This is a genomic window from Acinetobacter sp. TUM15071 (assembly GCF_008980925.1).
Lineage (GTDB): Bacteria > Pseudomonadota > Gammaproteobacteria > Pseudomonadales > Moraxellaceae > Acinetobacter > Acinetobacter dispersus.
Map to the genome: position 1 here is coordinate 324,173 of NZ_BKGB01000001.1, position 12,273 is coordinate 336,445.

General features: G+C 41.5%; 12 protein-coding genes and 1 pseudogene. 5 read left to right on the plus strand and 8 right to left on the minus strand.

Annotation, left to right across the window (positions count from 1 at the left end; translation table 11 throughout):
• Positions 1-60 precede the first annotated feature (60 nt).
• Positions 61-1,110: an AraC family transcriptional regulator gene (locus tag GBI66_RS01430; protein WP_151714905.1), complete on the plus strand. Its 1,050-nt coding sequence runs from the start codon at positions 61-63 to the stop codon at positions 1,108-1,110.
• 55 nt (positions 1,111-1,165) lie between these two features.
• Here GBI66_RS01430 and GBI66_RS01435 read toward each other — a convergent pair whose 3' ends face one another.
• Together GBI66_RS01435 and GBI66_RS01440 are read right to left on the minus strand one after the other, a co-directional pair.
• Positions 1,166-2,047 carry a dihydrodipicolinate synthase family protein gene (locus tag GBI66_RS01435; RefSeq protein WP_151714906.1) on the minus strand — a complete coding sequence of 294 codons (882 nt, stop codon included), beginning with the start codon at positions 2,045-2,047 and terminating at the stop codon, positions 1,166-1,168.
• 5 nt (positions 2,048-2,052) lie between these two features.
• Positions 2,053-2,832, minus strand: a complete 780-nt coding sequence (locus GBI66_RS01440; RefSeq protein ID WP_151714907.1) for an aldolase — start codon at positions 2,830-2,832, stop codon at positions 2,053-2,055.
• A 38-nt stretch (positions 2,833-2,870) separates the two neighbouring features.
• On the opposite strand from GBI66_RS01440, the gene GBI66_RS01445 reads away from it, so the two are divergent.
• Positions 2,871-4,376, plus strand: coding sequence for a PLP-dependent aminotransferase family protein (locus GBI66_RS01445; RefSeq protein ID WP_151714908.1), 1,506 nt, complete (start codon positions 2,871-2,873; stop codon positions 4,374-4,376).
• A 12-nt stretch (positions 4,377-4,388) separates the two neighbouring features.
• Here GBI66_RS01445 and GBI66_RS01450 read toward each other — a convergent pair whose 3' ends face one another.
• The 4 genes from GBI66_RS01450 to GBI66_RS01465 form a co-directional block, all read right to left on the minus strand.
• Positions 4,389-5,072, minus strand: coding sequence for an SDR family NAD(P)-dependent oxidoreductase (locus GBI66_RS01450; protein WP_151714909.1), 684 nt, complete (start codon positions 5,070-5,072; stop codon positions 4,389-4,391).
• Position 5,073: 1 nt separating this feature from the next.
• Entirely contained in the window at positions 5,074-5,841 is a 768-nt protein-coding gene (locus tag GBI66_RS01455) for an SDR family NAD(P)-dependent oxidoreductase (protein WP_151714910.1), read from the minus strand.
• Positions 5,838-6,518, minus strand: a complete 681-nt coding sequence (locus GBI66_RS01460; RefSeq protein WP_151714911.1) for a glutathione S-transferase family protein — start codon at positions 6,516-6,518, stop codon at positions 5,838-5,840. Before GBI66_RS01460 ends, GBI66_RS01455 begins: the two co-directional genes overlap by 4 nt.
• 129 nt (positions 6,519-6,647) lie before the next feature.
• On the minus strand, positions 6,648-7,514 hold the full coding sequence (locus tag GBI66_RS01465; protein WP_005211154.1) for a metal-dependent hydrolase: 867 nt from the start codon (positions 7,512-7,514) through the stop codon (positions 6,648-6,650).
• 163 nt (positions 7,515-7,677) lie between these two features.
• On the opposite strand from GBI66_RS01465, the gene GBI66_RS01470 reads away from it, so the two are divergent.
• The 3 genes from GBI66_RS01470 (at position 7,678) to chrA (ending at position 11,469) form a co-directional block, all read left to right on the plus strand.
• Positions 7,678-8,139: a helix-turn-helix domain-containing protein gene (locus GBI66_RS01470; protein WP_151714912.1), complete on the plus strand. Its 462-nt coding sequence runs from the start codon at positions 7,678-7,680 to the stop codon at positions 8,137-8,139.
• Positions 8,140-9,193: 1,054 nt separating this feature from the next.
• The gene (locus tag GBI66_RS01475; protein WP_151714913.1) at positions 9,194-10,114 is read left to right on the plus strand and encodes a chromate resistance protein ChrB domain-containing protein; all 921 of its coding nucleotides are present in this window, start codon (positions 9,194-9,196) and stop codon (positions 10,112-10,114) included.
• Between the two features lie 2 nt (positions 10,115-10,116).
• A complete protein-coding gene (gene chrA / locus GBI66_RS01480) occupies positions 10,117-11,469 on the plus strand; it encodes a chromate efflux transporter (protein WP_151714914.1) in 1,353 nt (450 codons plus the stop codon).
• A 56-nt stretch (positions 11,470-11,525) separates the two neighbouring features.
• Here the strand turns inward: chrA and GBI66_RS19835 are convergent.
• Positions 11,526-11,652: pseudogene (locus GBI66_RS19835) on the minus strand (YHYH domain-containing protein).
• A 1-nt stretch (position 11,653) separates the two neighbouring features.
• Entirely contained in the window at positions 11,654-12,223 is a 570-nt protein-coding gene (locus GBI66_RS01490; RefSeq protein ID WP_151714915.1) for a TetR/AcrR family transcriptional regulator, read from the minus strand.
• Positions 12,224-12,273 lie beyond the last annotated feature (50 nt).

The following is a 12,273-nucleotide window of genomic DNA, read 5'->3' on the forward strand; positions in this document are numbered from 1 at the left end:
TGAGCGTGAGCGGTAATTCAGCCATACTGCTAATCATTTTCGGCCAAATTAAAACAAGAAATGAAAGATCCGTATGGCTTGTCCAAAGCCACTATCCCGATTTCTTATGCACATTTATTATTAGAAATCATGGTCGAAAAAGGCTGTTCTGCGGTGGAAATATTGCATCAAAGCAAAATTCCGCCCGCGCATCTGCATCAAGTCGATGCCCGTATTACCCCGATTCAGTGGTCTAAACTGGCGTGGGTCAGTTTGGGTTTGGCTCAGGATTGTGGGCTTGGATATGAATATGGTCTCAAACTCCGCCTGACCGCGCATGGTGCCATGGGCTTTGCACTAATGAGTAGCCCGACCTTGGGTCATGCCATTAGCCTAGCCACTCAGTTTTTCAATATGCGGCTCAAAGATTATCGTATTGATTGTTATGAACAAGCCCAACAGTCGATTATTGAAATTCAGCAGACCCATCCCGTGGTCAGTCAGCAGCCTGAACAGGCAGACATCTTAAGGCGTTTTTTTTATGAATGTTTGATGATTGGTATTATCCAAACAGGACGAAGCTTAATCGATCACCGTTTTGCCGATGTTGAACTGTGGGTAGATTGGCCTGAGCCACCCTATCATGCCAGATTTCAAGCACAACTTCCCCCGATCCACTTTAATCAATCACAAAATCAAGTACGCTATCCAAGCTCAGTGCTCAATCATGCCACCAAAATGGCAGATCCAACAGCTTTCCAACAAGCTTTGGCCCAATGTGAAGCTGAACAAATCCGTTTTTCTGAAACCATTCAAGATATTGGACTCAGGGTTAAAACCGAATTGCAGCTCACCCCACAAAAAGGCTATCCAAGCTTAGATGCAGTTGCCAAGCGCTTACATACCTCAAGCAGAACACTAAGAAGAAAGTTAGATGAAGCAGGTTATTCCTATCTAGGTTTATTAGATGAAGTCAGATACCAACAAGCCAAACAGCTTTTGCTCAATCCGCAGATGGAGATACAGGATATTGCACTGTACTTAGGCTATTTACAACCTGCCAACTTTGCCCGAGCCTTTAAAAAATGGAGTGGGCTTACCCCCAGCCAGTTTCGTCAAACTCAGATTTAAACTTCATAATATTAGTTAAGTCAGGCCAATCAATCTCGACCTGACTTGAACATGCTTATTTTACAGCCGCTTGTATCAAGCCTTTTAATTGCTCAATTTCAGCCCTTGTCGCAGCTTGCAAAGGCGATCTTGGCGAACCAACCGAGAAGCCCAGTAAGTTCAGTCCTGATTTCACTGTTTTCGGTAACCCCCCTTTGACAATAAAGCTCAGCACAGGTAATTGCTGATAAAATATCGCCTGCGCTTTTGACAGATCACCTTGTTGCATCGCTTGATACAATTGCTTGGGCAGATCACCGAGCAAATTCGGTGCAGCAGTACACCAACCTGTTGCCCCTGCACAAAAGGCTTCTAGCGCCAATGGATTAGAACCGTTATAAAATGGCAACTTTCCTCGGCTCAATGCATGAAATTTATGCATACGCTGAATATCACCAGTGCTGTCTTTGACCATACAAATATTGTCGATCTCATTAAACATCTTCACGATCAATTCAGGTGACATATCAATACCGCTTGTGGCAGGATTGTTATAAACCATGATCGGCAATTTTACCGATGTGGCAATCTGCTGATAATAATCATAAATTTCTTGATCGGTGAGTTTCCAATACGACACTGGAATCACCATAATCACATCTGCACCCAATTCTTCCGCTTTTTTGGCTTTTTGAATCGCCATTGCAGTGGTCAGTTCAGAAATCCCGACAATCACGGGAACACGCTGATTCACCACTGCAATTGTGGTCTGCGCCACCTGCTGCCATTCTTGCCAAGTTAAATAGGCACTTTCCCCTGCACTACCTAAAGGTGCAATCGCATCACATTGTGATTCAAGCAATGCATTTAGACTGATTGTCAAAGCCTCAAGATCAAGCTGTTGGCTGTCCGCTTTGAATGGCGTAACGGGATAAGCAATAATGCCTTCAATTTTCATGTGCTTTACTCCTCGATACAATCTTGATGGTTTTTCAATGCCTTACGTGCGTAATAGGCAAAATTGACTTTGTTACGCTTATCGGTAGACAGCCAGTCATGGGCTTCTTTTGCCAGTTCATGCGGAATCGGTTGAATCTGTCCTACCGACATCGCTAACAGTTGCAAACGTGCAGCACGTTCAATCAGCAGCGCTAAATTACAAGCTTCTTCAATCGTCTTGCCGGCCACCAATTGACCATGATGAGACAGCAATACCGCCCGATTTTTTCCTAAAGCTTCGGAAATAAAAATGCCTTCTTCATTACCAACAGGCACTCCCGGCCATTCACCGACAAAGGAGCAATCCTCATACAAGGCACAGGTATCCATTTGCGAGATAGCCAGTGGCACACGTAGCATCGACAAAGCTGCAATATGAGTGGGATGAGTATGGATAATGCAATTCACTTCAGGATGTTGCTGATAAATCCAGGTATGAAAACGATTGGCTGGGTTGGCCATACCTTGCTGATCTAAAGGTTTGAGATCTTGATCCACCAGCAATAAATTGGCTGCGGTAATTTCGTCAAAACCCAAACCAAAACGTTGCGTGATAAAGGTATTTTCTTGTTCAGCACGACAGGTAATTTGCCCCGCCAAGCCTGCATCATGACCATGATCAAATAAAATACGACAGGTCAAAGCCAACTTCTGTCGATCACTGTAATTGACCTCTTGGATCAAATTCATATTCTGCTGCGCAGTTTGCATCAATTGCTGTTTGCTGAGTAATGCGGTTTGCATAAGACCACCTCGCTACGGTTGATTTGTTGATGGGACAAATGCAGAATACGAAGTCAGTGGATGAGTTAAAATATCCAGTTTTTAAAACTTATATGGTCCAGATCAGCATGCAGCAGCCATGGAAGATTCGTCTTCATCTTGAAGACCGAGAAGAAAAAACCATCTTTCTGAAGTTGGCCAATCAGATTATTGAAGAGATTCTGTCTGTGCGGCTCAGTTCAGGTTCACGCTTGTCTGGCTCTCGCTCGCTAGCCGATGAATTAAAGATTAATCGTAAAACCGTACAGTCGGTTTATGAAGATTTAGAAGCACAAGGCTGGTTGATCTCAAAGCCAAGACAAGGCACTTTTGTGGCGGAGAATCTGCCCGAGTTAAAACATAAAAAAATCAAAGCGGTGGTAGAACCCGATGCGTTACCCAGTACAAGCAGTCCCGTACCCATCAAAAATGATGGCATTCCCGATACTCGCCTGATTCCCTATGAGTTATTTTCCCGTGCTTATCGACATGCCCTGATTCAAGTGACCCGTTCTCAGATCATGGGCTATGGCGATCCACAAGGCAGTATTGAGTTACGTCAGGCATTGCTGCAAATGCTGTCGATGGAACGTTTTATTAAAACCACAATTGACAATATCTGTGTGGTCCGTGGCAGCCAAATGGGGATTTTTTTAGCGGCTCGTGTCTTGGCTAAACAAAGCTCACCACGCAAAGTGATCGTGGTGGAACACTGGTCTTATCCACCTGCTGTCGAAACCTTCTTGTCGCATCATTATCAGGTCGTTCGGGTTCGACTGGATCAACACGGTCTTGATATTGAGCATCTGGAAGAAATATTAGAAAAACATGCTGTGGCTGCAGTCTACACCACGCCGCATCATCAATATCCCAGCACCGTGACCATGGCCATGGATCGACGCTTAAAACTGTTGGAACTATCGAAAGCTTTTGATTTTTATATTATTGAAGATGACTATGATCACGAATTTCATTATGACAGCCGCCCAATTCCGCCACTGATCAGCTTACCGCATGCAGAAAAGGTCATTCATATTGGTTCACTGTCCAAGGTGTTTGCCCCAAGTCTACGAATTGGTTATGTGGTCGCCAATCAAGACATCATCCACGCCATGAATCAGGATATTTTATTGATCGATAAACAAGGCAATATCATCACTGAATTGGCAATGGCGGAACTGATGCAACAGGGGGAAATCAAACGGCATATTCGCAAGATGCGCAAGGTTTATCAACAACGGCGTGACTTTGCACTGAATAGCTTCCAAACGGTATTTAAAGATCAGGTCGAAATCAACTTACCGTTAGGGGGTATGGCCTTATGGGTCAAATTTAAATTTCCCTATCGAGCTGAATATGCCGAGCTACTGAATCAACTGCATATTGATGCTGAAGCGCATTTTACGGAACAACGTCAGCAATCCAATGACCATTTTCATATCCGCTTTGGGTATGCCGCCATTAATGAAACGGAAATTTCAAACATTATTCGCTTGCTCTATGAGGCATTTCAACTCAATGATTGAATGCGCATGATTTTATAATCCTAAGCGCAGCTCCTGACTCCATGTCGATTTAGGTTGTTGGTACAAATGCCAGCAGGTCTGTTGCAGCGATTGCATCAATTCATGATTTTGCCCATGCGGTACCACACAATACACCACATGAATGCCCTTGGGGTGGAACTCTCGCGCCAAGGACTGTGCTAAGGCGCGAATACTGGCAGACATGCTTTGACTAAATAAATCCTGCTCCGATTCGACTGGTTGCTGAGTCCCTAGAAAAATCAAGGTGCCTTGCTGTTTAGGCAGCATCTGCCGAATCACGGCTTGGGCAATACTCACTCCCGTTAAGCCTGTATTTTGCCAATAGGACTCAAGCTGTTCAGCGGACAAGGAATGATTATTTTCAGGCAGCACAAAGTCAGGCTGAAAAATGCATAAATCGACAAAATGCCCAGCTTTCTGAATCTGTTGTATAAAGCTTTTTAGTGCAGCAGCATCAAGCAAATTCAGGCGAACAGCGATCAGCCCTTTAGCCTGAGCCTCAAGCTGTGGCTGTGTTTTTGTCACATCATGCTGCAGTTGATAAACAGACATAGCACCGCTATCAGCTTGCCCAACAAAAAGTTGGCTCAATTGCTGAACATGATTGCCCACGATCACAATACAGCCTTGTATTTTTTGTTTGGATTTAAACCATTGTGGCAGTAGCTTGCTCATCTTAGAATTTCTCCTGATAAGGACGTAGATCCAATTCATGCGTCCATAAGTCAGCATTCTGCTGATAGAGCATCCAATAATTTTCGGCAATTGCCTCAATATTTAAACCACCCGTACCACGGGTTAACCGTGCCAACCGACCCAAACCCCACAAGGCTTTATTGACACGATCACCATCGACCATGCCATCCACCACCACATGCGCTACATGGATATTTTGAGGGCGATATAGCGCTGCCAAATTTAAGGCGTAGCTTCTGAGCGCAGACTTACCCATGGTAAATGCAGCAAAAAAAGGTTTCCCTCGCAATGAGGCACTGGCACCGGTAAAAATCAAGGTGCCCTGCTGCTGTTTTTGAAAAATGGGCAAACTATGCTGCGCCACGAGTACTGCAGATAAAAAGGTCGAACGCCACATTTGGCTAAAAAACTTTAAACTGCTCTGTAAAAAGATCGAAGGAATATTACCGCCCACATTATGAATCACCGCTGCCAGAGCTTCTGGCTGATCGCTTAAATGCTCAAACAAAGCCTGCACCTGTTGCTCATTTTCAGCATCCAGTGCATAAGCCACTGCCTGCCCACCTTGACCATTAATTGTTGCAGCCACCTTTTCAACTTTATTGAGCGTCCGCCCCACCACATAAACTTTAAATTGCTCATGGGCAAAACGGCGACACACCGCAGCACCAATGCCTTGTTCAGCCCCAACACCAATCACGACGACAATACCTGTTGGCTGGGTCGGAGCTTGATTGACCTGATTCATAATTGTTGTATCCAATGCTGAATATGCGGATAGCTGTTAATTTTTGGCCCCCAGATTTTACTGGTGCGTATTACCTCTAATAGTTGGGAACCAACTGCAATATCGGCAATGGTTTTGGCTTCGCCGACCAACCAACCCGTTTGACCTAATACCAATTCAATGCGTTCTAAGTGCCGTGTAAATTCTGCCTCGATATCGGCCTTTGCCATCCGCCCTGTACCTTGCATCTTCACTTGCAGATTCAACGCGGCTTTGAGCAAAGGTTTCATCAATACAATTTCATGCTTAGGACGACCTTCCGCACTAATCGCCACTGCATGATTCAAGGCATCGGCATCACTAACACGGAAATACACTTCATAGAAATATAACAACTCGTCAGACCAGTCTTCCCACAATTCGACATAAGCTTTTTGTAGTGGATCTACAGGATATAAAAGTGGCAAATCTGGATATGCTTCATCCAGATAACGGGCAATGCGAGTACTGTCCTGAATACGTTGTCCATTGATATCCAGCACAGGGACTTTGCCCACTTTACTCAACATTGGGACTTTGGCCCCCAATACCCCGTTATAATTCACGGTTTCAAATGGAATGCCTTTAAACGCTAACATCCGTGCGACTTTTTTGCAGAATGGTGAAATTTCCCATTGATGTAAGACCACTGTACTCATTGTTATCTATCCATTTTTTATTGAATTCATCTCGGCGATAAGTGAGCAGCTTAGCGCTCGCTCAACTTATCTTACAGATATTTGGCCCTTTGGCGATGCATTCATGAAGATGATTTTCTCTACAATTTATTAATGCACGAAAGTCGACTGCTCAGGAGACAAACCAATTTTGATTTTGGTTTTTGCCACGATGTCAGACTCATCGGTATCATTGGGATGGAAGTCACGACGATAATAAGAAAAAAATTGTGGCACCAATTTTCGATAGGCCTGCACAGTAAAGCCTGCAAATTTGGCCCACGATTTTAAATTCAGTAATTGCTTATCTCTGGACATCAATACCACTTGGTAGACATTCGAGAAGGTGGTGATGAGGACCAAACTCAGGCTAAAAATCGCAACGCGTGGGATATAGGCATCGAGACCTTTGCCATAGAGATATTCATACATGTCATAGGCAACTGCCTTGTGTTCGGTTTCTTCCACACTGTGCCACAGCCAGAGATTTCGAATGGTAGTATCGGTCATTAATTCATTGACGTTTTTCATCATTTCCACCACCAGTACCGCGGTGTAATGTTCCAATCCCACTGTGACCAATAAGTTCCACTTTTTCGGAAAAGTTCGTTCAATCGCTTTAAGGATAATACCTGTCACTTTTTCCAATGATTCAGGATCTAGCCCATATTGTTGTGCACTAACATGAAAGGCATGATGTTCTTTGGAATGCATGGCTTCCTGACCAATAAATGCGCCAATATCGCGATCCAGTTGCGGGTTGCTTTTGACTTGATCTCGTAAAGCCCTGACTGAACGGACAAAGTAAGACTCTCCTTCAGGAAATAGAGTGGAAAGTCCCGTGAAATAATGGGTAAAGGTTGGCTCATTATTACACCAGTATTTGGGCATATCCTGAAATTCATAATCCATACGGCGGACTGGAAATGATGCAGGTATCTTTTGCTTTGATTTTTCTTTTAACGCTGACGCAGACATAACTCACCTCAAGAATAGATCTCAAAACATTAAGTTCTAAAAAAGAACTTATATGAAAAATATAGCTGCCTTGATAAGTTGTCAATAAAGCGGATATCTTAATCGTTCAAGTTGTCCTAAAATGACAGCCTGCTTCCTGTAAAGACATATAGATGGTATTGCGATGAAATGGCATGAACTCGGTGAAATGAATTGTCCAATTGCACGGACTTTGTCGATTTTTGGCGACCGTTGGACCCTGCTGATTATTCGTAATGCTTTTATGAAAACGCGTCGTTTTGATGATTTTCAAAAGCAACTCGGCATCACCCGTCATTTGCTGACCGAACGTATTAACCGTTTAGTGGAGCACAAGATTTTTGAGAAAGTCCTTTATCACGAAGCACCGAAGCGTTATGAATATAAGCTGACGGAAAAAGGCTTAGCACTCTACCCGATTATTATGACCATGAGTACATGGGGCAATATCTGGCAGAATGAAAATAAGCAATTCCCCGAATTGCGTTATCTGCATAAAAGCTGTGGGCATGTGACCAGCCCAAGCCTAACTTGTGATTGTTGCAAGCAGCCTCTTGATGCGAGACAGATGTCACCTGTTTATGTGGCGGGTGAGGATAAGGAATAACATATTCCCTCCTCACCTTATATTTAAACTCAACTCAGATAAGCTATTATTTCGATTAAATCTATAATTTATTATGAACCCTTTATTGAATATTTCCTAAAACCAATCAATTTGAAAATTTCGAATCTAGACTCTTACAACGCGAGAAGCTAAGACTTGTTTTATTTCATATAAAAATAGCACTCTCTTTTATTTATCTCCATAATTATCAACAACGTAAAATTATAAAAATTTAATTTAAAAAAATCTTAAGGATTCTAATAAAAATATATAGAAAGCCACCTCTGAAAGTAGTTTTTAAATAATGCATTTAAAAAATGACTGATTTATATAAAGAATTTTGGTGGAGATGGCGTCAATTGAACCAGATCAATAACATTATGTTTTATCTATATTTTATTTTCATACAACTTTAATTTACCCAATCTTGACCCTGTGGCCTTCTGAATATTCTTTGCATGGGGCAAGTCGAGGGTACCTCAATTATACTCTTATCTTCTCTCATCTATATAGAGCTACTCAATAATATCCAAGCCCCCCACTCAAAGTTGGTATTGCCATATACTTTGTCGTGCTGACAAAGCGTGAATGCTGTTAAGACTTATGGGTATAAAGATGAATAGCCAAATTCATCTAGCTCATTCAAGTTGATGCAAGGCCAACCATAAGGCATAAAAGCCCTCCTTTCTTCTGCCAATAGACACAGATTAGCAGCTGATAATAGATGTTGTTCAATGCTCTTTTATCCGACGGCAAATTTCTCTATTGCCTAGGCAGATTAATCTGCCTGTTTGTCGGTCAAAATAGACTGTACTCTGCCCATAAATTTAGTTCAGGATCATTAAAAATGAGTATTCGTGCTACTGAGTCTTCTTGCAGTACAACAGACGAGTAACGTTAACACATCAAATAGTTCTCAACTTTAACTCTGCTTTCATCAAAACTTATCTACTATTCATCTTAATATCTATTCTAATATAAGAAATCGGTTCTTCATATTTGTACTAGAATAAAATAAATGTAATATATTAAACAAATAAGTTGAGTATATTACATGAAAATATCTTTACTCATATCCTCATTGCCAACGCAGAACACAACAACTCGTATGAGAGTCTGGCGATCTCTCAAAGCAAGCGGCGCAGCAATTCTAAGAGATGGCGTCTATTTGCTCCCTATTACTCATAGTGCAAAGTTTGAACCTATTGCTAATGATGTTATTTCAGAACAAGGAACTGCTTATATCTTTCATGCAGAGCAACCCTTAAATCTTGAGCTTGCTCCTTTTTTCAGTCGGAAAGAAGAATACGATGCGCTCTATAAACAACTGTCTGAATTAAGAGATCGGCAGACCAAAGATGAAAAGAAAGAGCTGCTCAAGCAAATCCGGAAATTAAGAAAAAGTATCGATGCGCTTGTAGAAATTGACTATTACCCCGATGAGACTCAAGCACAGGTTTTAAATGAGCTTTCCTTTTTAGAACTTTCAATTGCACGTCTTGGTGAAGTGAATGAGCCTCAAGCAATACAAGCTCACATTCAACTTCTAGATAAAGCTAGTTATCAAAATAGAATTTGGGCAACTCGTAAAAGACCTTGGATTGATCGCTTAGCCTCTGCATGGCTAATAAAGACATTTATTGATACCTCACCTACATTCATTTGGTTAGAAACACCAAGTGACTGCCCAAAAGAAGCATTTGGATTCGATTTTGATGGTGCAACTTTCAGTCATATCAATCATTGGGTGACCTTCGAAGTTCTTTTACATAGTTTTGATCTAGAAACACCCGCATTAAAGAAAATCGCTGAAATTGTTCATTACCTAGATGTAGGTGGAATTGAGCCTCCCGAAGCGATCGGTATTGAAAAAGTTATTCAAGGAATTCGAAGTCAGATAAGTGACGATGATCAATTATTTGCATTATCGAATCACATTTTCGATGGCTTATATGCCAACCTATCAAGAGAATAATTATGGAACAAGAACAAGCCGCTGCACCCGATGAGCCAGCACAGCCAGTTCATTTTTGGCAAGCCTTCTTATTTTGGCTTAAATTGGGATTTATTAGTTTTGGTGGACCAGCGGGGCAAATCGCTGTCATGCACCAAGAGCTTGTTGAACAAAAACGTTGGATTTCTGAAAAACGTTTCTTACATGCTCTCAACTACTGCATGTTATTACCCGGACCTGAAGCTCAACAATTAGCAACCTACATAGGTTGGTTAATGCATAGGACTATAGGTGGTATTGTTGCGGGTGTCTTATTCGTTTTACCCTCTTTATTTATCCTGATCGCGCTCTCATGGGTCTATGTAAAGTTTGGTGATGTTCCTATTATTGCTGGGCTCTTTTATGGAATTAAACCTGCTGTAGTTGCTATTGTCTTTCATGCAACTTACCGAATTGGCAGCCGATCATTAAAGAATAAATTTTTATGGGCAATTGCTGCACTTGCATTCGTTGCTATCTTTTTCTTTAACCTTCCGTTTCCCTTAATTGTTCTAAGCGCTGCAATCATTGGATACTTGGCAAGTAAAAAATATCCAAGCTTTTTTACGGGTGGAGGTTCACATCAGCAAGGTAAAAAAGATTATGGCCCAGCACTAATTGATGATGATACTCCAACCCCAGAACATGCCATATTTAGTTGGAAGCACTTTGGAAAAATTTTATTTATCGGTGCAATTTTATGGTTTACACCCATTATAGGTTTGACTCTTACCTTCGGATGGGATCATGCCTATACACAAATGGCTTGGTTCTTCACGAAGGCTGCACTGTTAACATTTGGTGGGGCTTATGCAGTATTACCTTACGTGTATCAAGGTGCTGTAAATTTTTATGGTTGGTTGAGTCCAACACAAATGATCGATGGTTTAGCACTAGGTGAAAGTACCCCTGGCCCACTGATTATGGTGGTTGCATTTGTCGGATTTCTAGGTGGCTTTAATCATGCATTATTAGGAAGTGATCATGTATTTTTAGCAGGCGCCTTAGGTGCTGTCATTGTTACTTGGTTTACGTTTCTATTCTCTTTCATTTTCATTCTAGCTGGTGCCCCAGTGATTGAATCAACTCATAATGAGTTGAAATTTACTGCACCATTAACAGCAATCACTGCAGCTGTAGTGGGGGTAATTTTAAATCTTGCACTTTTCTTCAGCTATCATGTTTTATGGCCAAATGGATTCAATCATCCTTTCAACTTTGAAGCTGCATTCATTGCAATTGGAGCATTTGTTGCCTTATTCCATTTTGAAGTCAAAGTCATGTATGTGATTTTTGCTTCTGCATTCTGTGGCTTGATTTTATATATAGGTGCATAAGCTCAGTGTTTTAGCGTTCAAAAGAAAAGGAAGCTTAGCTTCCTTTTCTTATACCATTAGTGGCAGTGACGATCCCCTGTCTTGCTGTTCGTATGGCAGCCTGAAGAATCAGTACCACCTGAATGAGCAAAAGCATTTGTTACCGAAATGTCCCATTAAACATACTAAAATTAGTTTCTTCATATTATTCAGCTATAAGTTTTATTAAATCTTCTTTACAGTCTAACAATATTTCATCTGACAAACTCGAATTATCAGGGCATGCCCGAGACAATACGACTGCCCCAACCGACGTAGATAAGATATAAATCGCTTTTTTCCGCAGCTCAGCATTTTCATCAGTAGAATGTTTAGCAAGTTCAGCCATAATAAATTGCAGTAAATGTTCGATACCACTTTCAAACTCTTGTTTAACTTGCTTAGGTTGCCTTGCCGCATCACAGGATAAAGCAGCCAAAGTACAGCCCTGATCAGCATGATCTCGATGCTGCTTAGAAACATATAGTTGAATAAATTGTTTCAAGCTTAGCCCATCAACTTGTTTTAAAACTTGTTCAACACCATTTTTTACACTAATTTGAATTAGGTCTAGTTTAGAACTGAAATGCTTATAAAAACCGCCATGTGTGAAACCTGCACTGGACATCAATTCAGCAATTCCAATGCCATCATAACCTTTGCTTTTAAATAGCTCAGTCGCCTTAGTCACAATCTTCTCACGATTTTCTTTAACCTGAGTCTTGGTCACTTTCATTGGCAATGCTCAACATGGATAGCAATAATTCGATTATACATTGATTATGA

Bases quoted from the DNA above. Each gene is read 5' to 3' on its own strand.
- GBI66_RS01430 (WP_151714905.1), top strand. From the start codon at position 61: ATGAAAGATCCGTATGGCTTGTCCAAAGCCACTATCCCGATTTCTTAT.
- GBI66_RS01435 (WP_151714906.1), bottom strand. From the start codon at position 2,047: ATGAAAATTGAAGGCATTATTGCTTATCCCGTTACGCCATTCAAAGCG.
- GBI66_RS01440 (WP_151714907.1), bottom strand. From the start codon at position 2,832: ATGCAAACCGCATTACTCAGCAAACAGCAATTGATGCAAACTGCGCAG.
- GBI66_RS01445 (WP_151714908.1), top strand. From the start codon at position 2,871: ATGCAGAATACGAAGTCAGTGGATGAGTTAAAATATCCAGTTTTTAAA.
- GBI66_RS01450 (WP_151714909.1), bottom strand. From the start codon at position 5,072: ATGAGCAAGCTACTGCCACAATGGTTTAAATCCAAACAAAAAATACAA.
- GBI66_RS01455 (WP_151714910.1), bottom strand. From the start codon at position 5,841: ATGAATCAGGTCAATCAAGCTCCGACCCAGCCAACAGGTATTGTCGTC.
- GBI66_RS01460 (WP_151714911.1), bottom strand. From the start codon at position 6,518: ATGAGTACAGTGGTCTTACATCAATGGGAAATTTCACCATTCTGCAAA.
- GBI66_RS01465 (WP_005211154.1), bottom strand. From the start codon at position 7,514: ATGTCTGCGTCAGCGTTAAAAGAAAAATCAAAGCAAAAGATACCTGCA.
- GBI66_RS01470 (WP_151714912.1), top strand. From the start codon at position 7,678: ATGAAATGGCATGAACTCGGTGAAATGAATTGTCCAATTGCACGGACT.
- GBI66_RS01475 (WP_151714913.1), top strand. From the start codon at position 9,194: ATGAAAATATCTTTACTCATATCCTCATTGCCAACGCAGAACACAACA.
- chrA (WP_151714914.1), top strand. From the start codon at position 10,117: ATGGAACAAGAACAAGCCGCTGCACCCGATGAGCCAGCACAGCCAGTT.
- GBI66_RS01490 (WP_151714915.1), bottom strand. From the start codon at position 12,223: ATGAAAGTGACCAAGACTCAGGTTAAAGAAAATCGTGAGAAGATTGTG.